The 25,168-nt window shown below is 49.2% G+C and carries 23 protein-coding genes and 1 pseudogene; 5 read left to right on the top strand and 19 right to left on the bottom strand.

The features are described from left to right. Positions 1–23: 23 nt before the first annotated feature. Positions 24–770: a transcriptional regulator, RpiR family protein gene (locus tag IB222_RS12660; RefSeq protein WP_126318247.1), complete on the bottom strand. Its 747-nt coding sequence runs from the start codon at positions 768–770 to the stop codon at positions 24–26. Further along, a complete protein-coding gene (locus IB222_RS12655; RefSeq protein WP_223240942.1) occupies positions 751–1,803 on the bottom strand; it encodes a C4-dicarboxylate transporter in 1,053 nt (350 codons plus the stop codon). Before IB222_RS12655 ends, IB222_RS12660 begins: the two co-directional genes overlap by 20 nt. A 50-nt stretch (positions 1,804–1,853) precedes the next feature. Between IB222_RS12655 and IB222_RS12650 the strand changes: the two genes are divergently transcribed. Next, positions 1,854–3,272: a PLP-dependent aminotransferase family protein gene (locus tag IB222_RS12650; protein ID WP_262484635.1), complete on the top strand. Its 1,419-nt coding sequence runs from the start codon at positions 1,854–1,856 to the stop codon at positions 3,270–3,272. Positions 3,273–3,824: 552 nt separating this feature from the next. Here the strand turns inward: IB222_RS12650 and IB222_RS12645 are convergent. The 8 genes from IB222_RS12645 to IB222_RS12610 all read right to left on the bottom strand — a co-directional run bounded on the left by IB222_RS12645 (position 3,825) and on the right by IB222_RS12610 (position 14,014). Then, entirely contained in the window at positions 3,825–4,772 is a 948-nt protein-coding gene (locus tag IB222_RS12645; protein WP_149385159.1) for a spore coat U domain-containing protein, read from the bottom strand. Beyond that, entirely contained in the window at positions 4,763–6,916 is a 2,154-nt protein-coding gene (locus tag IB222_RS12640) for a fimbria/pilus outer membrane usher protein (RefSeq protein WP_223240943.1), read from the bottom strand. The genes IB222_RS12645 and IB222_RS12640 overlap by 10 nt, the downstream gene beginning before the upstream one ends. A 151-nt stretch (positions 6,917–7,067) precedes the next feature. Continuing rightward, entirely contained in the window at positions 7,068–7,784 is a 717-nt protein-coding gene (locus tag IB222_RS12635; protein ID WP_126318238.1) for a molecular chaperone, read from the bottom strand. Positions 7,785–7,806: 22 nt separating this feature from the next. Next, a complete protein-coding gene (locus IB222_RS12630; RefSeq protein WP_223240944.1) occupies positions 7,807–8,193 on the bottom strand; it encodes a spore coat protein U domain-containing protein in 387 nt (128 codons plus the stop codon). A gap of 96 nt (positions 8,194–8,289) precedes the next feature. Continuing rightward, positions 8,290–9,437 (bottom strand): IS3 family transposase gene (locus IB222_RS12625; protein ID WP_113772681.1). Its coding sequence is split into 2 segments (ribosomal slippage): positions 8,290–9,200 and positions 9,200–9,437, totalling 1,149 coding nucleotides; the frame shifts between segments, so codons are not numbered across the junction. Between the two features lie 342 nt (positions 9,438–9,779). Then, positions 9,780–10,784: a tryptophan--tRNA ligase gene (trpS, locus tag IB222_RS12620; protein ID WP_032943285.1), complete on the bottom strand. Its 1,005-nt coding sequence runs from the start codon at positions 10,782–10,784 to the stop codon at positions 9,780–9,782. Positions 10,785–11,002: 218 nt separating this feature from the next. Continuing rightward, a complete protein-coding gene (locus IB222_RS12615) occupies positions 11,003–12,787 on the bottom strand; it encodes a diguanylate cyclase (RefSeq protein ID WP_149385185.1) in 1,785 nt (594 codons plus the stop codon). A gap of 117 nt (positions 12,788–12,904) precedes the next feature. Continuing rightward, complete coding sequence (locus IB222_RS12610; protein WP_126318234.1) at positions 12,905–14,014, bottom strand: AI-2E family transporter; 1,110 nt, start codon at positions 14,012–14,014, stop codon at positions 12,905–12,907. A 288-nt stretch (positions 14,015–14,302) separates the two neighbouring features. Between IB222_RS12610 and IB222_RS12605 the strand changes: the two genes are divergently transcribed. After that, the gene (locus IB222_RS12605; protein ID WP_148362024.1) at positions 14,303–15,262 is read left to right on the top strand and encodes a DUF523 and DUF1722 domain-containing protein; all 960 of its coding nucleotides are present in this window, start codon (positions 14,303–14,305) and stop codon (positions 15,260–15,262) included. A gap of 12 nt (positions 15,263–15,274) precedes the next feature. On the opposite strand, the gene IB222_RS12600 is transcribed toward IB222_RS12605, so the two are convergent. Then, positions 15,275–16,780, bottom strand: a complete 1,506-nt coding sequence (locus tag IB222_RS12600; protein WP_223240950.1) for a GGDEF domain-containing phosphodiesterase — start codon at positions 16,778–16,780, stop codon at positions 15,275–15,277. A 53-nt stretch (positions 16,781–16,833) separates the two neighbouring features. Here IB222_RS12600 and IB222_RS12595 point away from each other — a divergent pair, with 53 nt between their 5' ends. Beyond that, positions 16,834–17,814, top strand: coding sequence for an IS5-like element ISKpn26 family transposase (locus tag IB222_RS12595; protein ID WP_000019448.1), 981 nt, complete (start codon positions 16,834–16,836; stop codon positions 17,812–17,814). Beyond that, positions 17,796–18,023 (top strand): hypothetical protein, encoded by a 228-nt coding sequence (locus tag IB222_RS12590; protein ID WP_348925347.1) that lies wholly within the window; start codon positions 17,796–17,798, stop codon positions 18,021–18,023. Before IB222_RS12595 ends, IB222_RS12590 begins: the two co-directional genes overlap by 19 nt. Here the strand turns inward: IB222_RS12590 and IB222_RS12585 are convergent. The 7 genes and pseudogenes from IB222_RS12585 to IB222_RS12555 all read right to left on the bottom strand — a co-directional run. Next, positions 17,963–18,403 (bottom strand): annotated as a pseudogene (locus IB222_RS12585) (GGDEF-domain containing protein); the annotation flags it as partial. The gene IB222_RS12590 and the pseudogene IB222_RS12585 overlap by 61 nt on opposite strands. 17 nt (positions 18,404–18,420) lie before the next feature. Beyond that, a complete protein-coding gene (locus IB222_RS12580; protein WP_003832739.1) occupies positions 18,421–18,915 on the bottom strand; it encodes a molybdopterin-dependent oxidoreductase in 495 nt (164 codons plus the stop codon). 410 nt (positions 18,916–19,325) lie between these two features. Continuing rightward, positions 19,326–19,967, bottom strand: a complete 642-nt coding sequence (locus IB222_RS12575) for a PAS domain-containing protein (protein WP_149385205.1) — start codon at positions 19,965–19,967, stop codon at positions 19,326–19,328. A gap of 127 nt (positions 19,968–20,094) precedes the next feature. Next, positions 20,095–21,063, bottom strand: a complete 969-nt coding sequence (locus IB222_RS12570) for a threo-3-hydroxy-L-aspartate ammonia-lyase (protein ID WP_148362021.1) — start codon at positions 21,061–21,063, stop codon at positions 20,095–20,097. A 27-nt stretch (positions 21,064–21,090) separates the two neighbouring features. Beyond that, positions 21,091–21,486 (bottom strand): RidA family protein, encoded by a 396-nt coding sequence (locus IB222_RS12565; RefSeq protein WP_003832744.1) that lies wholly within the window; start codon positions 21,484–21,486, stop codon positions 21,091–21,093. 247 nt (positions 21,487–21,733) lie between these two features. Continuing rightward, a complete protein-coding gene (locus IB222_RS12560; RefSeq protein ID WP_003832746.1) occupies positions 21,734–22,042 on the bottom strand; it encodes a monooxygenase in 309 nt (102 codons plus the stop codon). Positions 22,043–22,078: 36 nt separating this feature from the next. Then, the gene (locus IB222_RS12555) at positions 22,079–22,870 is read right to left on the bottom strand and encodes a PhzF family phenazine biosynthesis protein (protein ID WP_149385206.1); all 792 of its coding nucleotides are present in this window, start codon (positions 22,868–22,870) and stop codon (positions 22,079–22,081) included. Positions 22,871–22,999: 129 nt separating this feature from the next. Here IB222_RS12555 and IB222_RS12550 point away from each other — a divergent pair, with 129 nt between their 5' ends. Further along, entirely contained in the window at positions 23,000–23,698 is a 699-nt protein-coding gene (locus IB222_RS12550) for an RluA family pseudouridine synthase (RefSeq protein ID WP_003832750.1), read from the top strand. A gap of 37 nt (positions 23,699–23,735) precedes the next feature. On the opposite strand, the gene mdtK is transcribed toward IB222_RS12550, so the two are convergent. Then, positions 23,736–25,109: a multidrug efflux MATE transporter MdtK gene (gene mdtK, locus IB222_RS12545; protein ID WP_003832751.1), complete on the bottom strand. Its 1,374-nt coding sequence runs from the start codon at positions 25,107–25,109 to the stop codon at positions 23,736–23,738. Between the last annotated feature and the right edge of the window lie 59 nt (positions 25,110–25,168).

The raw sequence follows: 25,168 nt of genomic DNA, 5'->3' as shown, positions 1-25,168 counted from the left end.
GTTTTGGAAAATAACTTTGTGAGCTAAATCACATCCTGTACGATATTAAAGACAATGCTCTCAAGGTATTTATGTGAAAAATAATTGGCGTATAGCATCTGCGGGTAATTGTTCAGCTCGATGATATGAGCCGGTTTCTTATTCAGAATGGCCGGTGTGCTTCCTGATATAAGACATAGTTGCGATTTTTCAGAGACGTTATTTATATACTGGCAGGAGTTTATCCATTGCCCTGTCAGGGTAAGTATAAAAACGCAGTCCACCTGCCGCAGAATGGTATTTATCAGTTCATTGTTTGAACGTTCGACAAGATAAACCTTCCGGTTGCTGCTGCTGATGCTTTCCCTCATGACGTTTGCGATATTGAAAAGGAATGAATTCGACAAAATAATGACAGAACGACTGACATTAATCACCTCTGCCATTTTTCTGCATTCTTCGTAAGGTATGTATTTGTATATTTCCTCAAAAACCTCTTTTTCTGTCATTCCTTTTATGCCCTGATGCGTCAGTCGGTAGGGCGCTGTGTCATTTTTTAATTCCTGGAACGAACCGTACCCCAGTTCCCTGACGAATTTGGTGATGCTCGAAGGCGTCGTATTACAGTACGACGCCAGTTCCTCAATATTCACATAAGGAAATTCTTCGATTTTATCAATTACCGCTTTCGCAATGGTGGTAAAGACGTTTCGTTTACCCGCATAAAAAAGGTATTCAGATACTCTCACATAAAGAGGACTGTAAAATACGCTATCTGGAGTGTTTTGCATACCTGCTCCATCTGAGAGTTAACAGTGTTTGCCTGACAGTCATAATTATAATGGAACACACTACAAAGGTGGCGAATGTCAGTGCTGCCAGGGCCAGCGTGTGGTTCAGCGTGGTCATGGACGCCGCGTCAACCCTTATAAGTGCAGAGGCCAGTGCGGTTGAAGGAAAGGTAAACCCCCACCAGATCCGCCCAAAGGTATCAGGGATCATTCTTCGCCAGAGGCTGATAAGCACAATGGCAAAGAAGAGTGCGGTCCACGCCATAAATTCAATCACATCATTCATACCGCCATAAACGCAGTAAAGTCCGACAGCGATGACCGCAGGCGCTGAAACCATAATAGCCAGGCCAGGCATAGCCTTTTGCGGCGTAACAGGACGAACAAAAACAATCCGCCAGAGGATAAGCGGCATAAAAAGTGCCCAGCAGAGCAAGGCTGAAAACAGCAGCATCTTACTCAGGCCCGGAAACCCCAGATCCACGCCCGCGAAAGCTGGAGAGGCATTGCCCACCATTGGGATAAGCCAAACCGGACTGATTTCATGCGTATCAAGCAGGTCGATAAGCCAACGGCGGAACGTACACGTCAGGAAAAATATCTGCGCGGTGACGGCCGCTATCCAGAGCACCTTCGCCAGTTGAATACTGTAAGGCAGCAATCCCATTGCAAGCAGAAACCCTGAGATCGTGGCAGCACAAAAAAAGTTCTTACTGGCGCGTGATTGCCATTCTGCAAGGATAGCCTGACAGCAAAAAATGAGCCGCAGAAACTGGATACTAGTCAGTATTAAAAATACCGCCAATCCTGAAGCAAGAAAGACTTCACCTGGCAAAGTGGTTACGTCGTAGGTTTTTGCTGCGGCCCTCCATACAAGGCCCAGGCCGGTTATCCCCATTACCGAGGAATAGAGATCGAAGCTGACAGTTTGAAGTTTTTCGGACACCGCACATCTCACTTTTAATTTCCGGGCTAAATTACTGCGCCACGGACAGAAGAATGCTAAATTTCCGCTATATTGGTCCTGTTCCATTGCTGTTTAAAGGTCCAATTCAGGTAAATAATTGGACCACAGGGGTTTGTGTGATTGACATTCATCTCAGCCATAGCGCGACGGCTCTCCCGCTTTACCTCCAGATTGAGCAGCAGATCAGCTGGCAGATCATCAAAGGTCGGCTGAATTATGGCGATTACCTTCCCCCTTCCCGGGAGTTGGCCCGTCAGCTGAGGATATCCCGTGGAAGCGTTGTCCGGGCTTATGAAGCGCTTTGCGTGAAAGAGTACTGTCACAGCCATACGGGAAGAGGAACGATGGTGATTTACCGGGAAAAGCCGGATGCGTCACCGCCAGTTCCGGTTACGTCTATCCCATCCCAGATCCCCCACGCGATTGATAAATTCCTTCCAGGAGGATTATCCCTGCTTCCCAGCCATGCCAGCACGGCCCATCTTCCGGTCAGTGAGTTCCGGCAGGCTTTCAACCGCGTGCTGCGTTATCCTGACAGGCTTAATCATTTTGGCGAGAGCGCCGGTAACTTGGAATTACGTCAGCTTATCTGCGACCAACTCCTCCCTTCCCGAGGGATCTCAGCCAGTCCCCAGGAAGTGCTGATTGTGCCCGGTTCACAGTACGGAAGCCTGCTTCTGGCCATGACTGTACGGCAGGAGAGAACATGTTTTCATTTTGGTGAACCAGGCTATCTGGAATTTGCCCGTAATTTTTCGCATTTCGGCTACGAGTTGCAGTCACACAGGATGGATCCTGAGGGGATCGATGTTTCTGGCTTTGGACCATCTTCAAAGGACATTCTTTATCTGATGCCGGAGCATCATTTTCCACAGTGCATCACGCTGTCAGATGCCAGACGAAACGAGATTATTCATCTGGCCTGTCAGAAAAAGGTGCTTCTACTGGAAGATGATTACGACAGTGAATTTTACTTCGACAAGGTTCCGCGTCCCGCACTTCGTTCAACCGCAGCTGCGGCGCAGGTGGTTTATATGGGCACCTTTTCCAAGGTACTGTTTAACAACGTCCGGCTCGGATATCTGGTTGCAGATACCCACCTCGTACAACAGATGGCAGCCCTGCACTGGAGTCTGTCTCGTGGTACAAGCGGCCTGCTGCAGCAATGGGTTGCTGAATTGCTGAAAAGCGGAACTTACGCACGACATTTGCGAAGGATGCGTACGGTATACCGGCATAAACGAGACGACATGGTGGCCCTAGTACGGAAATTCCTGCCGGACGCGCAGTTCAGTGTTCCATCTGGAGGGTTACAGCTTTATATAAGATTCAGCCAACCCGGGAAAAGCCAAAGGATTGCTGACTGGCTTTCCAGAAATAATATTCAGATTGCTGATACAGAAAACTACGCGTCAGATACTAACGCTGCGTCCGATTTTATCGTGATAGGGTTTGCCAATACTGATGTGAATGAATGTAAAGCGGTTTTTGAAAGGCTTTACCAGATGCTGTATTCAGGCTCCGACAGGTTATGATTTTTGCCGCTCAGTTTTCTGTCTTAAAACCATGGAATGATATGCATGTAATCTGGGGCGACTGACTGGAAGTCAAAGGCATACTAAAGGTCCGCTCCTGGCACTAAGCTGTCGTAAGAGAGGGCACTGTTTATCACGTAAGATTTGATTAGTTGAAGGTCATAAGTACGGATGATCAAATCGGTGATGAGAATGAGATGTGCAAAAGGCAGGCATACAACAACTCAAAGACTGAACAATGTGCGATGGCTCGAAATGAGCTATGGAAATATGTTAATGAGAGGAATGAATGATCTGTGTGGTTATGGAGTAGTTTTACCATATTCGAAGGCGTGATTTTGGAGGTAGATTGGAGCATAAACAGGGACACATTAATAGCTGCTATACCCTGACCCTTAAGTTTATTATCTTACTGATCTATATGTATTTAACTTTGTGGCTGATTGATTTTTTCCTGTGTAATTGTAGCGTGTTTTTCGTGCAAATAGCGTAACAGGGCGTCATTGCAAAAAACACCCAGCGCATTGGCTCACTGACCGAAAAATCTGTGAGTTAATAAGTTAACGTAATCACTACAGTGTCAGTATAACCCCCTGGTGATGGCCATTTCTGTGCTGGGACGGAACCGTAAACCACCAGACTCTGCGCTTGCCCATCAGCGGAATACTGTTTTTCCGGATTGCCCTGCGTCCATTCCATGGAGTGTGCTGCATCCTGATACAGCGCATAGTTTACGCACTCACCGTTATGACACATTGAACGCTGGTTCCCCTTGGGGTGCAGACCATGACCGATGCTGATGGAATAATCCGTCCCGGTTGGGCACTGGACAGTAATATTCGCCGTGGATGTCGCCTGTAGCAAATCGCTCTGAGCGGGGCTCTTGCTGCCGAATGCCATATCATCCACGTTGACAACTTCACAGCCGTTTTTCACCGTAGCAGAGGCGCTAATCTGGTCAGTAATTGTTGTACCATTCAGGGCGCCACAGGCCGGGAGCGCTTGTAATGAACTGGCTGAGGTGTATGTAATTTGGATTGCTGTGGCGTAATCATAGTATATCCCGGCGCTGACATTAGTCTGACCAGGGTTTATCTTGCCGATAAGCGGTATGTCATGTTCAGCGGTTCCGCCTGTAGACAAAGCAAAATCGATTTGAGCATACACGTTGTTGTTTTGACTCAGCGGTGAATGTTGATTGTAAATCGAGTAGACCGAAAAATAGAGCGGGGTACTTGAAGGTTCGTTCTGGCTCATCGCCAGCGGATTGTTCGCCATAACCTTTAGACAGGCGCGGACATACTCGACCTGACCGTCGTAATTATTACAGGTAAACGAAAGTCGGGTTGCGGTTGTCTCAGTTTGTCCGGGGGTGACGGTACCAAAATCCAGTCCAGAAGGGCTACCATTCCAGCAGTTAGCGGCCTCGGCTACTGGGCTGAATTTAAACATCATCACCACAAAAAGGGCGATAAACCAAAGGGAACGAGTTACTGACATAGTGCGTTAATTTTCTCCACCGAATGAGAAGCGTAAAATTGTGATGGCAGTTTTAGCGAACAAGAGTTAGATGCCCACTGAACGTTCAGCGTTCCGCCTGTCGGGGGATCTTCCAGATAAATTTTACCTTCATAACCAACAATGGTTTGTGGGGTACCCTGACTGGGCGTCTGTCCATGAGTATCCTGCACGCTAACTTTTGCGGAGAAGGGCACATTTTTACCATCACGCGTAGTGACGGTTAGCAGAACGGCATGTGTGCGATAAATGTTAAAATTAGCGACGGCACCGCTCCCGGTTTGCGGGATCAGGATTTCATTAGTGTAGGGGGCGCGATAATCTTCATCGAGACTCAGAGGGTCGATGTCGATATGGTTTGCCTGGTACGGATTAAGGTTGTTCAGAAACAGCATGCCATTACTATCCGTATGGCCAACCGGGCGATGTTCGAGATAAACCGGCACATTCGGTACCTTAGCCGTATCTACGAGGGCGAAAGCGCTACCTAATTCGCGGGTGGCGTAAAAGTGCCCCATAAACAAACCTATGGCACCGGTCATTGAACCGTAGTAGTTATTTTGTTGTTCATCACGATTATAGCCTAACGCCAGATCGCTCCAGGTGTTGCGGCGCTGGAGGCTAGCATGGATGCTTCTATTTTTACCTTGTTGTGCAGAGAGATTCCAACCCCAGCCCGGTTTATTAGATTCCAGTGAGCGCGTTAGGTTAGCTTGTACGGAATTTCCGTCTTTATCATGGTTATCCTGGATTGAGAGGTAATCCTGATGACGGAACAGTGGAATACTGAACGTGACGTACACGGTAGTGTTGTGATCGTCGCCAAGTGCTTGTGTGACGCTGGATGAAATGTTGATCTGGTTATCAAAACTTTTTGACCAGGATAATCCCAGATAGCGTTCTGCATACTGAGGGAATGTCTGGCTGACCCAACTCGCACCGAAAGTGCCCGTCATATCAAACGACACGCTGGCAAATGCAGAATCTTCACGGGTGGCAATATCATTATCTGCTATAGATGAAATATCGCGAAACCCCCTGGTGGCCCGTGAGTGTGAGAGCGAGAAATTAAAAATCTGATTGTTCCACTGCCAGCCGGAACCCCATTGGTTGCCACTATTGGCCTGATAACGGCTGGTGGCTGCGTTGGCATGTAGCGTCCCCAGTGACGGAGAGAGCAAATAGTCCCAACCGATCCCCTGATTATGCAGACTGCCACTCTGTTCGGTATGCATGCCGATGGTGGTACTGTCGTTCAGTCCGTGACGCCAGTCGCCCACACCTATCAGTTGCGGATCATAGGCAAAAGAACGATAGGTATAGTCTTCACGCACCCAGCCCAGGCTCATACCCCAGGTTGTAAGACCATCAGAAAGGAGTTGGTTGGTGCCGTACAGATTCAAATCCACCACGCGTTGTTTACCATTCACATCGGTGATGACCACCTGCGCACCTTCGCTGCCGGTAAAAATCGGCGCTGTGTTAAGCGTAAATTGTCCGGGCTGAACTTTCTGCGAGGAGGTTCTGATTCCTCTGACGTACAGATCAACCGTGGATGGGAGCGTAACACTATCGGTCAGGATATCCTGCGATGACGTATTGAAGGTGGGTTGGGTACTGTAGTTATGCGCAAGGCTAACGCCGCCAAAACGAACGCTATTCGTCCATGATTGCGAGGATGTAAAACCATCGCCGATCCTGAGTGTGAGCAGTTTATCCACGTTTTCGTAGTTCCTACTGCTCATCAGGCGATGAGTACCAGTTTGTGCCTCGTTGCTGCTCGACTCCTGCGTGTTAAAAGAGGTCGAGAAAAAGCCTGGGCCAACGCCAAAGGTGCGAAATTCGCTATAGGCTGAAGTCTCTTGTATGCCGTCTTCATTGCTGGCAAATAAATCGTAGTTAAGTGCCAAACCCCGCACTTCAGGTGATAACTCGGACATACGGATAAGGCGCGAGCTATTGCTATTGGAAAGATGGCTTTCTCTGTCGAGCCAGTTTTTACTGGCAGTAATAATCAAGCTTTGATTCAGGTTGTCGAAGGTAACACTGAGGCCATCTTGTGAACTGATATCAAAATACCCCTTTTGTTTCGGCAGGGATGACACTTTCAGGTTAAGCTTATCCATATCTTGAGCAGCAATATAAATCTTATTGTTGCTATTTTGGGCTTTGATAAACCCCTTAACTGGTTGATCATTTATCGTTGCAGTCAGATACAGTGTCTCATTTTCTGCTGACTGGACAGAGGGACATACCAATAAAAAAACAACAATGGATTTAAGGTGTAATGTTAATGATCTGCGTTTTAGCATTGTCATTCAAATTAAGTGATAAAGATGACGCAGTAGTTATTCCATTCGGTAACGGCCATTCCTTTTCACTATGCGGTAATACATACCCGAGTAATCCTTTGCTCATGGCAACACTTCTCTTGCCAGAAAAAATAAAAACATCGCTTAATTTAACATGCTGTGTGCCATTGTTTTTTATTTTTAACATTAATGGATGAACTGAACGATCGATTGATACATCTAGTTGACTACTGATGGGTTGGGTATCTTTACAATTAACAAATACCGGGATGGAATAACGCAGCAAGAAACGAACCCCATCTTTATCAGCCATATTATTTTCACCAGGGAGTTCATCAACGATAATACGGTAGGCCTGCTCGTTATCACCACTACCTGGCGTTGTTAAGATAACCCGGATCAATTGCTGGCGGGAGACCGGGATTGTGGTCATAGGAGGGCTAACCATTACGTCCTGGGTCTCGGTCAAGTTGTCTTTATTATTTTGCTGTTTCCACGCATAGACACGGATCTGTGCCCCGATAGTGGCGCTACCTGTGTTACGTACATAGATAGCCTGGGCGGATTCTTTACCACAGAATCCCAGAGTGACCGGGTACACCTGCAAGGTGGCAGCGTATGAGTTTATTGTGCAGGCCAGGCTCAAGACGCTAACACCAACCCATAAAATAAATCGCTTCATATGCTGCACCTTTAATATTAAATCAATATGTAACTGTTAATGTAACGGTATCGGTATAGTCCCCAGCAGAGGCCTGTTTCAGGGCATTTGCCGTTACTTTCCCGAAGATGGGCAATGCTTGCTGTTCACCGGTACCGATAGCTGAAATACCATTATCAGCCAGAGAAGTGCCGCCAGGATGGTCGGTAGAAAGGGTATAGGCTACTTTTTTTGCATCGGCGGTGTCGTTAGAACTCATTTCGAAATCGTGAGTTTTATCCGTTCCGAGCATATACCCTGTGCCGTTTGTACAGGTTACATAAGCTTTGGCAGAGGCTGTAACAGCCCCATCATTACTACCGTGTGAGCCAAAATCCATATCATCAACGCTGACCTTGCATGATTTTTCGACGGTCAGTTTTACCGTCATTTGGTCGCTAACGCTGCCTGAATCATCTGCAAAGACAGCGGATGAAAATAAAATGCTAATCGCAGTCAGAGATAATGCTGAATCGCCACAGATAATCTAGACACTTCCGAGCCGTTGATAATACTGGTTTTCATATTCTGTCGGTGACATCTGATCGCTAGAACCATGCCGACGCTTACTGTTATAAAACATTTCGATGTAATCAAAAATATCACTGCGGGCTTCTTCCCGCGTTCCGTAGATCTTTTTCTTTATCCGTTCGCGTTTCAACAACTGGAAAAAGCTTTCTGCAACCGCATTATCATGGCAGTTACCGCGACGGCTCATGCTGCCCTCCAGGCCGTGTGATTTCAGGAAAGACTGCCACTCATGGCTTGTGTACTGACTGCCCTGATCCGAATGAACCAGCACCTGTTTTTGGGGATTACGCCGCCATACAGCCATCAGCAGTGCGTTCAGGACAATGTCCTTTGTCATCCGGGATTGCATGGACCAGCCGATAATTTTGCGTGAGAACAGATCAACAACCACAGCAAGATACAGCCAGCCTTCGTGGGTCCTGATGTAGGTTATGTCTGTTACCCAACGCTCATCAGGAGCATCCGGATTGAACTGTCGCTGGAGCCTGTTGGGCGACACGATACTGGCCTCGCCTTTACGTGCCCGCGGGCTCCGGTATCCGACCTGAGCCTTTATCCCGACACGTTTCATCAGTCGCCAGACTCTGTTCACTCCGCACTGTTGCCCGCTGTCCCGCAGATCCAGATGGATTTTGCGATAACCATAGACGCATCCCGATTCCAGCCAGAACTGTTTAATCTGTCCTGTCAGTCTCAGGTCTGCCTGATGGCGTTGAGAATGCGGCTGCTGAAGCCAGGCGTAAAAACCACTGGGATGAACATCCAGCACCCGACAGAGCAGGCGAACAGGCCAGCAACAGGTGTTGTCACGGATAAAGGCGTACCTCAGTCGGACAGCTTTGCGAAGTACGCCGCGGCTTTTTTTAATATGTCCCGTTCGTCGGTAACCCGCTTCAGCTCTTTCTGGAGACGACGGATCTCGGCCTGAGCATCTGACTGTTCTTTATTAGTGGAAGAATCCGGACCGTACTTCTTTATCCAGGCGTAAAGGCTGTGGGTGGTGATATCGAGACGTGTTGCCACGCTGGCAACAGAATAACCGCGATCAACAACCTGTTTGACTGCTTCAGTTTTAAACTCTTCGGGATAACGCTTACCGCTCATGGGCACCTCTCTTTAAGCCATCTTAAATGACTCTGAGGTGTCTGTTAAACCCGTGGCGATTCATGCAGTGGCTTTACGGTTAATCATTTTAAAACTCGCTAAGGTTATATAATCGATTTTATAAGGGTGGGGAAAGGCGAGGAAGGATAGAGATTACTGGTTAATTTTGATTATGTAATTGTGCTATGTGTAAATCATGTAAATGGCTGGAAAGGGTATTTACATTCAGTAGGGAATCGTTGAATCACAACCTCGGGTGTCACGTGATATGAGTTGAATTAGCGCCATAAAGAGTCACCCCTCCCGGTGGTTATTTCCCACCGGGAGAGACATCAATCCAGATTAGAACACCGGCAAACCCAGCCCTTGCTTCACTTCTCTTAATGTCTGCTGCGTAATCTCGTGCGCCTGCTCGCTTCCTTTTTTGAGCATCGCCATCAGCATGCCTTTATCCTGAATGTAGGTTGCACGCCGCTCGCGCATTGGCGCGATGAGTTCTTGCAAGCACACTTCCAGCTCGTTTTTGCATGTCCGGTCACCCAGTCCACCCCGTTGGTAATGCGCTTTCATTTCCGCCACTTTTGCTTTATCCGGATGAAAAGCATCGAGGTAAGTGAATACCATATTGCCGTCTATTTGCCCTGGGTCGGACACTTTCAGATGATTAGGGTCGGTGTACATTGCGCTGACCGCGCGGTGAATGGTTTCTTCGCTGGCTGACAGGAGCAATGTGTTACCAAGCGATTTTGACATTTTAGCGTTTCCGTCGATCCCTGGAAGGCGGCTGGTTTCACTCAGCAGCGCTTTGCAGTGCGATAGGACGGGGGCCGGTAACAGGCTATTCATCTTATGCACGATTTCGTTAGTCTGCTCAATCATTGGCAACTGATCGTCGCCGACGGGAACGACTTCGGCTTTGAAGGCCGTAATATCTGCCGCCTGACTGATGGGATAAACCAGAAAGCCAACCGGTAACGAACGGGCGAACCCTTTCTGCGCAATTTCGTTTTTGACCGTAGGATTACGCTCCACGCGAGCCACGGTGACGATGTTCATATAAAGTGCGGTTAACTCTGCGAGAGCAGGCAGTGCAGATTGCAGACAGATGGTGGTGAGTGACGGGTCTATTCCTGCGGCAAGATAGTCGGCAAGTACTTCGGGAATATTGTTGCGGATCTTTTGCGGTGTGCTGCCGTTATCGGTTAACCCTTGTAGGTCAGCCACCAATATAAACTGCTGATAATCGTGTTGCAGCGTGGCGCGCTGGCGCAATGATCCCACATAATGGCCAAGATGCAGCGGGCCGGTGGGACGATCGCCTGTGAGGATGATGGTTTTATTGTTCATGTCAGACTCCTTAGTCATAAAACCGAAAGGGGTCTCTAAATGCAAATAACCGCCTTTCGGCGGTTATTTAAAATGAGGAAAACACATTCTGACCGCCTTTAAGAAGGCAGCCACCACAGGTTGTGATTAAAACCGTTGATATCGTGTTTTGTGTTCATCCTGTTAACATATCACCCGCTGGCGCAGAGGTAAAGCAATGCCCGAAGTGATGGGACATATCAGCTTGCTTCCAGCATGCCAAAGCTCACAATGCGCGAACGTCCCAACTCTTTCGCGCGGTACAGTGCCACATCTGCGGCGCGTAACAGGTTGTCGCTCTGGGCGTGCTGCGGATAGCTGGCAACGCCAATAGAGACATCCACGTGTCCAATATCGGAAACGCCAAAGCGCAGCGACAGTTCGCGTACGCCGTTGTAGATTTCTGTTGCAAAGCGGTTAGCGGCCTGTTCATCCGTATTGGGCAGTAGTACCAGAAACTCTTCACCGCCGTAGCGGAAGGCCATACCGCTGTCGTGGACAACGCGCTGAATAGTCGCAGCGATACTTTTGATTACGCTATCGCCTGCCTCATGGCCAAAGCGGTCATTAATACTTTTAAAATGATCGATATCGATCATCAGGCAACTGATCGGTTCTTTATTACGCACTGCCTGGCTCATCTGGGTACGCAGTGTATCTTCAAGATGATGACGGTTGCGCAGTCCGGTTAGCGGGTCGTAGAGCGCTTTTTCCAACAGAGCATCACGCAGACGCTGGTTGGCTAATGCGAGGCCGAGTGCTTCTGCCATCAGCTCCAGATATGCACGGGAGGGGGCGGAATCATCGCTAAGGTTCTGGAATGAGAGCAGACCGATGGCTTCGCCCTGGGCAATCAGCGGAATACACAGGGTGTGGTGTTGACATGACTCTGGCAGATGGTAGCAGGCAATATCGGGTTCACCTTGTACCGGAGGATGGCTCTGGCCGCGGCGCACAGCCCAGCATTCGTCCGGGTGGAACGCATCCGCTTTACCCTGCGGAGAAAGCCACTGTGCAACGCAGCGCATTTGCCAGGGTTCCTGGTCCAGTATGTAAAGCCGCCCGGCAATACCTGGAGCAATATTCGGTGCAAACAGCTCTGCAACATTGATGACATCGGCAAAACTCTCGCAACCCTGCAGACGTTGCGTCATGCGCGCCAGAAGATCGCGGATTGCCCAGTCGGCATCTCGCTCTTTCTCCAGTCTCTGACGCGCCAGACCGTTCTCGCGAAATATCCGGATCGCCTGCGCCATGTCGCCTATTTCATCTATCTGGTTAAAACTGGGCGTCTCAACGGCATAATCCTGCGATGCGAGACGGTTTACGACATCGCTCAAACGCACGACGGGGCGCAGGACGCGACGCTTTAGAATGAAACCGAGAACGAATAAAAACAGCAGCGCCGTCAGACCGACCATCACTTCAGAGGCCGTCCGCAGCATGCGTGATGACTGGGTTGCATCTTCAATCGTATTACGTACGCGGTTATCGAGCAGTTGGCGGAAATGATCTATCCGGTCCTGGGCGCGTTCCAGTTCCTGTTCATAGCTTTTTCCATAGAGCAGGGCAATAGCCTGAGACTCTTCTGCGCGCGCGACGCTGGCAAGCGCCGCAGCTTGCTCGTCCTGCAGGGCATCAATAATCTGTAACCCTTCGTGCAATAGCGCCAGCTCTTCATCCGTTGCTCCAAGGTCCTTGAGCTTCGACAGACGATGCTCAACAGCTTTCAGCGACGTTTCTTTCTGACGGTAGGCGTCAAGCACCTCAGGATCTTTTGCAATAACATAGTCGCGTGCCAGGTCGGACAGCGACCAGGCATCGAATTCGACTTCTTCGGTAAGTTGATCGAACTGATAACGCTGTTCTACCACCTGGCGTTCTGTGTTATCGGCGCTGGATGCCATCAGCATGACAACGCCTGAAGCGATGGTCAGGCATACCGTCGCGCTATAGGCCCAGTTGGTGATTGTGGCAATTCGCACTGATAGTTCCTTCTGCGACGATTAATGAATACGCATGATTGCAATTATAGGAAACACATGATTTTGCGTGAAAATAAAAAGGCGGTCCCGAAACCGCCTTCAGTTATCGTCCTGCAATCATAAATCTGGAGGATTTTTTCCTTCTTCCATAAAGGCTTCGTCGATTCCTTCCACGTTACCTTCATGGTCACGCCCGGAAAACAGGTTCCAGCAGGTTATGAATAGTGCAGCAATCAGGGGGCCAATCACAAAGCCGTTAATGCCGTAGATCTCCATGCCGCCGAGAGTGGTAATCAAAATCAGATAGTCCGGCATTTTGGTGTCTTTACCTACCAGCAGCGGGCGCAGGATATTGTCCACCAGCCCAACGATAATCACGAAGAAGCCAACGATAAACAGCCCTTGCCATAGCTGGTGGGTGGCGAACAGGAATATTGCTGCAGGTACCCAGACGATCGCTGAGCCAACGGCAGGCACGAGGGAGAGAAACGCCATCAATGCACCCCACAGAACGCTGCCGTCGATATCCACAATTGCAAACGCGATGCCGCCAAGAATACCCTGAACCAAAGCGACAACCGCCGTGCCCTTGACGGTTGCCCGCGTCACGCCGACGAATTTGGCAAACAGGTGCTGTTTGGCAAAATCAGAAAGGGGTAATGAGTCCAGAATCTGGCGCACCAGATACGGTCCATCCTTCAGTAAGAAGAACAGCAGATACAGCATGATGCCAAAGCTGATAGCAAAGCCGAATGTCCCTTTCCCAATCAGGAATGCACTGCCAGCAAGGTACTGCCCGCCTTGCAGCACGACATCGGACAGTTTTTTCTGGATCTGCGCGACATCATCCAGATTGTGTTCTGCCAGAAATCCTCTGGCCCAATCAGGAAGGTACGAAAGAACAGAAGTGACAACTTCCGGGAACTGCGTGTCATTCTGTTGCAGTTTGGTGTATACCACGTTCAGTTCAATGGCCAGCGATGACAGGATTACCATCAGCGGGATAAAGACAATCAGACAGATAATGGCGATGGTAATCAACGATGCCAGCCCGTTGCGTTCGCCAAGCGCGCTACGCAGTCTGTTTTTTACCGGGTTAAAGATAGTCGTTAATATCGCGGCCCACAAAATGGCGGAAAAGTAGGGGGACAGCACATCGAAGAACGCCCAGGTCACGAGGGCAAGTATGAAAATGAAGAAGCCTTTAGTCAGTCCGTTAAATCGCATTAGTGAACCCTGTAATGAGAAGCAGTCCCGACTATAGAACCGTTCAGGGGATTTACCAACTTTAGCTGCAGATATTTAGAATAAAGATGTTGCACTAAGGCTACATTCTTATTGTCCTTGCTTCACTGGCGGGATAGCTATCCTTGATCTCCTCCCTGAAAACAGTACCAGTCTAAACTGAAGTCTCCGGTCTTTCTTCCATCTCACAGCAGATAACGTACGCTATGATTTAATAGTGAAACCGTCATTTTTTCCCGAAAAGGGTCATCAATTAACGAGGGGGTCGTTATGAACACTCAGCCTGTCATCGGGATTAGTGGATGTTTAACTGGTTCAGCCGTGCGATTCGACGGTGGGCATAAACGGATGGGGTTTGTGATGGACGAGCTGGCTCAGTGGGTGACTTTCAAACCTGTCTGCCCTGAGATGTCTATCGGTTTGCCTGTACCACGTCCCGCGTTGCGTCTGGTTCAAACCGCCCAAGGGAATGTCCGCATCTGTTTTAGCCATGCGCCTGGTGAGGATGTAACCGATAAAATGTCCGATTTCGCCAACTCATATCTTCAGGGACTTGGTGGCCTCTCGGGTTTTATCGTCTGTGCTAAATCACCGAGTTGCGGTATGGAAAGAGTGAGACTGTATGACGAGAAGGGAAATCGTGGGCGAAAAGAAGGGACTGGTCTGTTTACTGGCGCATTAATGGAAACCTACCCGTGGTTGCCAGTCGAAGAAGATGGCCGCTTGCACGATCCGGTGCTGAGGGAGAACTTTGTCGAACGCGTGTTCGCATTGCATGAGCTTAATAGGCTGCGGGCCAATGGTCTTACTCGCCATGGCTTACTCAACTTTCACAGTCGCTATAAGCTCCAGCTTCTGGCTCATCACCAGGCCGGTTACCGGGAAATCGGCCCATTCGTTGCCTCGCTTCACCAGTGGGATGATTTGGACGCTTTTTTCGTTGTCTATCGTGAAAAGCTCATGACGATCCTCAAAAAGCCCGCCTCACGGAAAAATCACACCAACGTACTGATGCATATCCAGGGCTACTTCCGCGAACGGTTGAACACCCGCCAGCGCGGAGAGTTACGTGACGTTATCCTCAACTATAGCGGTGGGCTGCTGCCAATATTGGCGCCTCTGACGCTACTCAAGCACTATCTGGCTGAATACCCAGACAGCTATCTGCTTACCCAGAACTATTTTGATCCTTATCCGAATGATTTAGCGCTACGGTTGATGATCAAATAGTCTGAGAGCGATTCAACCGTTTCTGATTTTCTCATCGATACAAGGCTGAGGTTTACCAAACAGATATCCTTGGGCGAAATCGCAGCCCAGCGCCTGAAGGCTTTTTAGTTGTTCCTGCGTTTCAACACCTTCAGCAACAGCCTTCATATTGAGGGATTTCGCCATGCCGGTGATCAGTTTGATGATATTAAGTGCATCTTCCTGTGTGGATATTGAATGGACAAACGACTTGTCTATTTTAATTTTATCGAAGGCAAGCCTGCTCAGGCGCGAAAGGGAAGAATATCCGGTGCCAAAATCATCGATGGAGATTTTTACACCCATGGCTCTGAGTTTGTTAAGTGTGTTCATCGGCGTGGTACTCTCAGTGAAGATAGAGGATTCTGTTACTTCCAGTTCAAGACGATCGGCTGGGAGTCCAGTTTCTTTCAGAATAGACAGTACGATACCGACAAAGGCTTTGCTGCTTAGCTGGACAGGAGAGACATTCACTGAAATTTTAGCCGGAATCGCCCAACAAGCCGCTTCCCGGCAGGCAATTTCAAGCACAGCTTTCCCCATCTCATTAATCATTCCGGTTTTTTCAGCAACAGGAATAAAGTTATCCGGCGACAGGAGGCCCTTTAGAGGATGGAGCCAACGAATTAGGGCTTCATAGCTATAAATTTCCTGGCTGAAGGAGTCAACAATGGGCTGATAATAAACCACGAATTCTTTGTTCACTATTGCCAATGCCATATCATGCTCAAGCGTTCTGCTTTCTTGTAGCTTTTCTAACATTCGTTGTCGGAAGACTTTTATCTTACCAGAGCCTTCACCTTTGGCTTCATAAAGGGCCAGATCGGCAAATTTATAAAGATAGTCGGAACGACGTTCAGTGTCTGAGATAACAATGCCAACACAGGTGGTTATGTTGATAATCGTGTTATAAATAGTGTAGGGCTGGCTGATAAATTCACATATTTTCTGGGCGCGCGAAACGGCGTGGCTTTCTGTCAGGCCGCTTGAGAGAAACGCAAATTCATCTCCACCCAGGCGATACAGCGTATCCGAGGTAAGGCTCATCGAAACCAGTCGGTCAGATATCTGGCGTAGCAACATATCACCGGCATCATGACCATACGTATCATTTACTTCTTTGAATCGATCTAAATCAAACAACATCACAGTCACAGAATCGTGATTTTTTTCTGCTCTCTCAATTGTTTTATTTAAATCGCTCCAGAATAGCTGACGGTTATTCATCTCGGTAAGAGAGTCATGGTAGACGTCATATTCCAGTTTAGCATTCTGCATTTGCAGTTTTTCTTTAGATTTCTGCAGTTCTTCGGCAAGACTCTTGACCTGCAGGTGCGCCCGCAGAATATTTCTGTTTTGATAGAAAATGAGCACGCCCAGAATCGCACTCAGTATTATCAGCAGCACAGAGGTAGCAGAATAAATATAGTACAGCGTCTGAATTTTTTGATTGGCGTTATTGATCGAGTTAACATCTTTGTTTAAGGAAGGTGCGAACAAGTTCCTGATATGAGATCATCATATTCATCCGGAGCGCATCCCAGAGGGACATCATGAGCCATCAACTCACCTTCGCCGATAGTGAATTCAGCACTAAGCGCCGTCAGACCCGAAAAGAGATTTTCCTCTCCCGCATGGAGCAGATTTTGCCATGGCAGAATATGACCGCTGTCATCGAGCCGTTTTATCCCAAGGCGGGCAATGGCCGACGGCCCTATCCGCTGGAGACCATGCTGCGTATTCACTGCATGCAGCATTGGTACAACCTGAGCGACGGTGCCATGGAAGATGCCCTGTACGAAATCGCCTCCATGCGCCTGTTTGCCCGATTATCCCTGGATAGCGCCCTGCCGGATCGCACCACCATCATGAATTTCCGCCACCTGCTCGAGCAGCATCAACTGGCCCGTCAATTGTTCAAGACCATCAATCGCTGGCTGGCCGAAGCAGGCGTCATGATGACCCAAGGCACTTTGGTGGATGCCACCATCATTGAGGCACCCAGCTCTACCAAGAACAAAGAGCAGCAACGCGATCCGGAGATGCATCAGACCAAGAAAGGCAATCAGTGGCACTTTGGCATGAAGGCCCACATTGGTGTCGATGCCAAGAGTGGCCTGACCCACAGCCTGGTCACCACCGCGGCCAACGAGCATGACCTCAATCAGCTGGGTAATCTGCTTCATGGAGAGGAGCAATTTGTCTCAGCCGATGCCGGCTACCAAGGAGCGCCACAGCGCGAGGAGCTGGCCGAGGTGGATGTGGACTGGCTGATCGCCGAGCGTCCCGGCAAGGTAAAAACCTTGAAGCAGAATCCGCGCAAGAACAAAACGGCCATCAACATCGAATACATGAAAGCCAGCATCCGTGCCAGGGTGGAGCACCCGTTTCGCATCATCAAGCGGCAGTTCGGCTTCGTGAAAGCCAGATACAAGGGGCTGCTGAAAAACGATAACCAACTGGCGATGTTATTCACCCTGGCCAACCTGTTTCGGGTGGACCAAATGATACGTCAGTGGGAGAGATCTCAGTAAAAACCGGAAATAACGCCAGAAATGGTGGAAAAAATAGCCTAAATAGGCTGATTCGATGTGTTTGCGGGAAAAAAATCGGCCCAGATCCGCGAAATTTTAATCAGCGAGTCAGCTTGGGAAGAAATGACCTGCTTATTCGCACCTTCCTTAACGCACCAGATGAAAGACGACCCAGTGGCGCATCCAGAGTATGCATTTTTTTCAGATAAGCCTGGAGTGCTAAACGGTTCATTTTCTCTAGATTAACATCCAGAAAACTAAGGGTATTTTCAAGTTTTACCGCCAGTTCACGGTGCGCTATATTGCTTTCGATGTAGCGCCCCAGGTCTCCTTCTTTTATCAAATCACTCTGGCTAAGCATAATGTCGAGGCGCATGCGTACATCATCGAGATTCATCGTATCATCGATAGTGTAAAGACCAAGCAACGATTCAAATCGGTAATATTGTGATACCAGCTGAGCAGCAGACCAGGAATCGGTGTAGTGAGTCAGTTTCTGTAACTCTTGTTGCCGTTCATGCACGAGGAAAGAGATATACCCGGTAGATATAAAAAGAAAAAAGATGATGCCAGCCAGTATTCTGTTCATGATGTTCCCCTGAACGCTTACTCAATATCCATACTACTGACCTGCCATGCAGACCTTGAATAATAAATCTGATTATTCAGTTCTGGCATGCTGTCATAGGGGTACACAATGAATAACGGGCCTTTGTCACGGATGCGCATATATTTTCCGTTGATTTTTAACGCAAGGATAGCATTGTATTTTTTGAAATCACTAAGAGGGATTACGGTGGTGTAGTCATTGAGTGCAGTGACCTTAACAACAGAGCCGTTAGCCCCGACATAATCCATGAGCTTTTGTAGCGGAATACCCGTAAAGGTAGTACGCCCATTATACCAGGGGGAGGTGGTCTGGAAACTGACCATGCCCAGCTTCTCAAGGCTGGCGGTATCAAAAACGGCTTTCCCGTCTGCATTTGTATTTTCAATATTACCCGACAGCGTTAAAAGCACTTTACCGGTGGGCCTGGAAAGTTCACCTGCCCATAGCTGGGTGGAGAGTACAAAGCTTACCAACATGACCATTAACCGCATTCTTACCTCACCAATCAGCCGGATGTTAAAGAATTATAATTTAGATATCACGCTATTTATATATATTGCATGGGTATTATTGGTGTAATAACTTCAATGGCTTTTTAACTCTTTTAAATCAGTGGGTTATTTGTTGTCTGTTCTGCTGTGGTGCATTAAAAATGCTGGTGTGTTATTTGAGTAAAGCTAAATTTCACTATGTATGTACAAAAATAAATCATCTATTTACTCAGTGCCAATAAATACGCACGAAAATAAAGGTTTATTTTTTCACTGCGGCTGGATTTGGTTGTTTACTGGTAGGTAACTATATCGGGCACGAAGCCGCCTTTAGTGGAGCGGGAACGCTTCGTGTCGGTAATCAAGGACAGAAATTCTATACGCGGCAAGTGTGGTCTATCTGAACCCGTTTATTCACCCGCCTGAGCTGACTGGCGGGCATACAGATAGGCGGTGGCCCTCGATACGCCCAGATGCTGCGCTACTGTGTCCATAGATTTGCGTACGTTCAGCAAACCGTCCTGGCGTAATTGTTGAATCAGCAGCTTACGGTCTTGAGGTTTAAGGGCTCGGGCCGTCGTCGCGCGTTTAGCGGCAAAGTCATCAATACGCTGGCGGATGACTTCATTACTGCCGGGATCGATATGTTCCTTAATGGGGGAATTTTCAGTTTCAGTAAAACGCGCAAGAGCACTCTGCATACCACGGAACAGCGTCATATCGACATTCATGCAAAGTGCCGCTACGTATTTGCCGTCTTCGTCCTTGATGCCAATGGAGGTACTTTTCACCGGGCGGCCATCGGCAAACTGATTACTGTAGTTCGCAATGATGCTGGGAAAGTCAGGTGATGCAATTCTCGCCAGGCCAAGCTCGGTTGCTGGCTGGCCGGGTTGACGTCCGGAAAGATTATTATGGATGGACAAAATGGCATGTTCAGGATTTTTGAGGTCATGAACCACCACTTCGCAAAACGGAGAGAAGGTCTCACTCAATCCCCTGGCGATAGTATCAATTTGGTTGAGAAGCGAGTTATTGTCGGTTTTTGGCATGCCAGTCTCCTGCGGTGATGCCTGTTGCCATGATTGCGAGCAGTTTACAGTGACCTGGGATCGTTTTTCCAGACGGCAGTGTACAGACAGTAACATCAGGGTATCTGCATGGCAGATACCCTGTTTATTATCCAGCCAGAAATTCACTGTAGCGGCTGATATCCACGTTTCCGCCGCTGATGATAATGCCGATTTTCTTGCCGCGAAGTTCAGCTTTGCGCGCTCTGGCGGCAGCAAAGCCCAGACACCCGGTCGGCTCAACGACAATTTTCATGCGTTCAGCGATAAATTTCATTGACGCGACTAATTCATCGTCTGAGACAGTCAGAATATCGTTCACGTTTTGCTGAATAATCGGAAATGTAATATTTCCGAGATGTTGAGTCTGAGCACCGTCAGCGATGGTTTTGGGCGTATCGATATGAACTATTTTTCCACTGCGGAACGACTGTTGACCATCGTTACCCGCCTCAGGTTCGACACCATAGATGATGCAGTCAGGAGACAGATGTCTGGCCGCCAGAGCGGATCCTGAGAGCAGGCCGCCACCGCCCAGACACACGAAAAGGGCGTCTAGCTGACCCACTTCTTCAATCAGCTCTTTTGTGGCGGTGCCCTGGCCTGCAATCACGTGCGGATGGTCGTACGGGGGGATCAGCGTTAATCCCTGTTTCTCTGCCAGGTCGCGACCAATTTTTTCACGATCTTCAGTATAGCGATCGTAAGTTACCACTTTTCCGCCATAGCCTTTCGTCGCTGCAACTTTGGCCGCCGGGGCATCATGCGGCATGATAATCGTCGCCGGAATCCCCAATAATTTTGCAGACAGGGCAATGGCCTGCGCATGGTTACCGGAAGAAAACGTCACGACGCCCGCAGCGCGTTGTTGTGGTGTAAACTGGCGTAGCGCATTCATAGCCCCGCGAAATTTGAAGGCGCCCATTCTCTGGAAGTTTTCGCACTTAAAGAAGACTTCCGCGCCAAATTCTTCGTTAACCGTTCGGGAGGTCATCACCGGCGTTTTGTTAGCATAATCTGCGATGCGCTCTGCCGCAGCGGCAACATCGTTATAATCAGGCAGTGTCATTTCAGTCATTGTTGTTCACCTGTATGTTGTTAAACGTCACGCTTGCGGGGCCAACGCAATAGCTTCAACTTCCAGCGCAAAACCATAATGAAGTTCCGCAACACCTGCTACTGCACGGGATGGACGGAAATCGCCGATCCACTCTCCATAGATTTTGTTAAACGTCGGCCACTGGTTCATATCCGTCACATAGACGCGAACAGACACCAGATGCTGACGTGATGCCCCAGCACCCGCCAGACAAGCATCAATATTCTTGAGTACCAGCCGGGTTTGATCTTCAAAAGAGGCATCCGCTTTTTTCTCGCCGTCGAAAGTGACCGGCAACTGCCCGGAAATGAAGACGAATCCGCCAGCCGTTGTACTGTGCGAGTAATGACCTGCTGGCGGGAAGCTTCCAGCAGATGAGTTCAGTGTAATGTCCGCGGTCATATGAGAATCTCCAGTCGCAGTTTGTGATTCATTTTGTATAAAATAATACTGTTTGTATTATTTTATACGCCTTTATGCCACTTCCTGCTAGAGATAGTTTTCGCGAGTGATGATTTTGTGAACTATTGCAAACTTGGCACACGCTATAGCGCAATCGCGAGGTGACGAAAGAGGGGGATCGCTTTTGATGAGGGGAAAGCCGGGGGAAATGAAGAAACGCCCCGGGAGGGGCGTCTAAGGCAAAAGTTTAGCTGATATGACCGTGGTTAATTTTACTTAACGGTTCATTGATATCGAAGATTTTGAACGTTACTTCTTCCACACCCAGGTGCTTCAGGCGGGCGGTATGCTTTTTGATATAGGCCTGAGCGGTGTCTTCGTTCTGGAACAGGTAGATGCCACCCGCTTCGTGATTTGCTTCGTTCTCGGTCCAGATTTTCCAGATGAACCCCGGCTCCTGGTTGATTGATTCGGCCAGTTCAACGAGCTGATTCGACATCTCAGCCCCAAACGGACCATGAAAATCAAAGTGTATCTGCACGAGTTTGTTCGACATAAATCCTCCATGGATTGGTTATTTTGGGTAAGGCCGCTAGCGCAACAGCACTTTACCGGTCAGATAAGTTATCGCCTGCCCACTGATATAAACACGCGTTCCTGCTAACTGACAGCGTAAATCCCCGCCGCGTACAGAGACCTGGCGTGCCAGCATCTGTGTTTTATTCAGTTTTCCAGCCCAGTAAGGGATCAGCATGCTATGTGCCGAGCCTGTGACCGGGTCTTCCGCGACGGCTTCACCCGGGCAAAAGAAACGGCTGACAAAATCGTATTCCCCGTCACCCTGCGCGGTGATGCATACCATTTTCCCCAGCGGCAGCATGGCGTGGATGTTTGGGCGCACAGCCTCAACCTGCTGTTGATTTTCCAGCACCACCATGTAATCTCTTGCCACACGCACCTCTTTGTATTCGGTGATGCCTAATGTTTCCAGCAGTAAAGCTGGCGGCACGGCAGATTCGCTTGGCCAGGCTGGAAAATCAAGCGTCAGCCATTCACCGCAGCGCGTGACCGTCAGCGGTCCCACAAAGCGGGTAGCAAATTGGATTTTCGTATCCGGGTAATCCAGATGTTCAAAGATGACATGCGCGGCGGCAAGCGTGGCATGCCCACAAAGATTGATTTCACCCTGAGTGGTAAACCAACGCAGCTCATAGCCATTCTCATTAGCGACAAAAAAAGCGGTTTCTGACTGGTTATGCTGCTGCGCCATCTTTAATAATGTTTCATCGGGCAACCAGTCCGTGAGCGGACAGACTGCTGCGGCATTACCGCCAAACGTCGTGGTGGTAAAGGCATCCACCATGTAAAAATTGATTTGTTGCACAGAGTAACCCTCTCATCGCACTCAGGATAAATCACACTCTACCATGCCAGCCATTGGGTCAATGCTCAGATTCGCCACTGTGGTGAAAATTCGTTATCATCCGTTCCCACACCTCATTCTGGCCGCCTGATGTCTACGATCCTCGATACCTTTATTGCCCCGCCTTGCCATGACGAGATAGAGACCCTCTATCAGGACGAGCATCTGTTGCTCATTAATAAACCCAGCGGGTTGCTTAGCCTGTCGGGCAAAAATCCGCAGAATCTCGATTCGGTACATCACCGGCTGGTACAGATTTACCCTGGCTGCACGCTGGTACATCGGCTTGATTTCGGCACTTCTGGGCTGATGGTGGTCGCTCGTAACAAGGCTATCAACGCCGCGCTTTGCCAGCAGTTCAGCCAGCGTACGGTCACTAAGGTGTACAGCGCGCTGTTATGCGGGCATCTGGAAAACGACGAAGGGGTTATCGATGCAGCGATTGCTAAAGACCCGGCGCTGTTTCCATTGATGTCGATTTGTGCTCTCAACGGCAAACCCGCACGCTCGCGCTATCAGGTTGTCGAGCGTTTTTATCATCGTCAGGAAGAGGGGGCGTTGCTCCCCTTGACGCGAGTGCAACTGACGCCTGAAACCGGGCGTACCCATCAACTACGGATCCACTGTCAGCAGTTAGGACATCCCATTTTAGGATGTGATTTGTATGGCGGGCGTTTGCTGCCTGGCACTGAACAAACGCCGCGATTGATGCTGCATGCCAGTGAACTGCATTTCAGGCATCCCATTAGTGAAGCGTGGATGAACGCCAAAAATGACAGCCCGTTTTGAGGCGAAAAAAAGCCGCCTGGCGGCGGCTTTTATGAGGTTATCGCGCAGCGCGTTGCAAAATAACCGCTGACGGCTGGCGTTGTAGAAACCGCATCCGCAGCATCATCAGTATCGCCGCAGAGGTCAGGCCGATAATAAAGCCCATCCAGAATCCCGCTGGTCCCATCCGGTCAACTACCAGATCGGTAAGCGCCAGAATATAACCGCTCGGCAGACCCAGCACCCAGTATGCCGTAAAGGTAATAAAGAAAATGGAACGCGTATCTTTATAACCACGCAGGATCCCGCTGCCAATAACCTGGATAGAGTCCGAAATTTGATACACCGCGGCCAGTAACATGAGCTGAGCCGCCAGGGCGACAACTTCCGGGTTATTGTTATAGAGCAGGGCAATATGCTCGCGGAATGTCACGGTGAAAATCGCCGTTACGACAGCCATGCAGACACCAACACCCAGACCCGTTCTGGCTGCAGTTTGCGCATCCAGCGTGGAGCCCTGGCCCAGACGATAGCCGACACGAATGGTGACGGCGGCAGCTAGAGACATCGGCAGGACGAACATTAACGAGCTGAAGTTCAGTGCGATTTGGTGTCCGGCTACGTCGACAATCCCCAGTGGAGAAACTAGTAGCGCGACCACCGCAAACAACGTCACTTCGAAAAATAACGCCAGCGCGATAGGTAAACCCAGCTGTACCAGACGCTTCATTACTGCGGTGTCAGGTTTCTGGAAACCACCCTCATTACGGATATCGCGCATTGAACGCGCACGTTTGATGTAAGAGAGCATGGCGATAAACATCACCCAGTAAACCGCTGCTGTTGCCACACCACAACCCACGCCACCCAGTTCCGGCATGCCTAAATGCCCATAGATGAAAACATAGTTAACTGGAATGTTCACCAGCAGGCCGAGAAATCCCATCACCATCGCCGGTTTAGTCTTTGCTAATCCTTCGCACTGGTTACGGGCTACCTGGAAGAACAGATAACCCGGTGCGCCCCACAGCAGGGCACGCAGGTAGCCAACGGCTTTATCCGCCAGCGCCGGGTCGATGTTATGCATGGAGCGAATAATGTACCCCGCATTCCATAGCACAACCATAATCAGCACGGAGACGCTGCCCGCCAGCCAGAAGCCCTGACGTATTTGATGGGCGATACGGTCGCGGCGTCCGGAACCATTGAGTTGCGCAATTACCGGCGTCAACGCCAGCAGTAGTCCGTGACCAAACAGAATGGCCGGTAGCCAGATGGACGTACCAATGGCGACTGCCGCCATATCTGTCGCGCTGTATCCGCCCGCCATGACGGTATCAACGAATCCCATTGCGGTTTGAGCGATTTGCGCAAGAATCACCGGAATTGCCAGAGCTAATAACTGACGCGCTTCACTTACATACTTTTGCACGTGTACACCACTATATTGTTGTTATTTGAGAGACTAAAAAAGCCGCCTTATATGGCAGC

The organism is Citrobacter sp. C13, from assembly GCF_014596815.2.
Lineage (GTDB): Bacteria > Pseudomonadota > Gammaproteobacteria > Enterobacterales > Enterobacteriaceae > Citrobacter > Citrobacter portucalensis.
Note: the sequence above shows the minus strand (reverse complement) of the source record. Positions and strands in the feature narration are given on the sequence as shown.

Bases quoted from the DNA above. Each gene is read 5' to 3' on its own strand.
- IB222_RS12660 (WP_126318247.1), bottom strand. From the start codon at position 770: ATGCAAAACACTCCAGATAGCGTATTTTACAGTCCTCTTTATGTGAGA.
- IB222_RS12655 (WP_223240942.1), bottom strand. From the start codon at position 1,803: ATGGAACAGGACCAATATAGCGGAAATTTAGCATTCTTCTGTCCGTGG.
- IB222_RS12645 (WP_149385159.1), bottom strand. From the start codon at position 4,772: ATGTCAGTAACTCGTTCCCTTTGGTTTATCGCCCTTTTTGTGGTGATG.
- IB222_RS12640 (WP_223240943.1), bottom strand. From the start codon at position 6,916: ATGGATAAGCTTAACCTGAAAGTGTCATCCCTGCCGAAACAAAAGGGG.
- IB222_RS12635 (WP_126318238.1), bottom strand. From the start codon at position 7,784: ATGAAGCGATTTATTTTATGGGTTGGTGTTAGCGTCTTGAGCCTGGCC.
- IB222_RS12630 (WP_223240944.1), bottom strand. From the start codon at position 8,193: ATGACGGTAAAACTGACCGTCGAAAAATCATGCAAGGTCAGCGTTGAT.
- trpS (WP_032943285.1), bottom strand. From the start codon at position 10,784: ATGAACAATAAAACCATCATCCTCACAGGCGATCGTCCCACCGGCCCG.
- IB222_RS12610 (WP_126318234.1), bottom strand. From the start codon at position 14,014: ATGCGATTTAACGGACTGACTAAAGGCTTCTTCATTTTCATACTTGCC.
- IB222_RS12605 (WP_148362024.1), top strand. From the start codon at position 14,303: ATGAACACTCAGCCTGTCATCGGGATTAGTGGATGTTTAACTGGTTCA.
- IB222_RS12595 (WP_000019448.1), top strand. From the start codon at position 16,834: ATGAGCCATCAACTCACCTTCGCCGATAGTGAATTCAGCACTAAGCGC.
- IB222_RS12580 (WP_003832739.1), bottom strand. From the start codon at position 18,915: ATGCGGTTAATGGTCATGTTGGTAAGCTTTGTACTCTCCACCCAGCTA.
- IB222_RS12575 (WP_149385205.1), bottom strand. From the start codon at position 19,967: ATGCCAAAAACCGACAATAACTCGCTTCTCAACCAAATTGATACTATC.
- IB222_RS12570 (WP_148362021.1), bottom strand. From the start codon at position 21,063: ATGACTGAAATGACACTGCCTGATTATAACGATGTTGCCGCTGCGGCA.
- IB222_RS12565 (WP_003832744.1), bottom strand. From the start codon at position 21,486: ATGACCGCGGACATTACACTGAACTCATCTGCTGGAAGCTTCCCGCCA.
- IB222_RS12560 (WP_003832746.1), bottom strand. From the start codon at position 22,042: ATGTCGAACAAACTCGTGCAGATACACTTTGATTTTCATGGTCCGTTT.
- IB222_RS12550 (WP_003832750.1), top strand. From the start codon at position 23,000: ATGTCTACGATCCTCGATACCTTTATTGCCCCGCCTTGCCATGACGAG.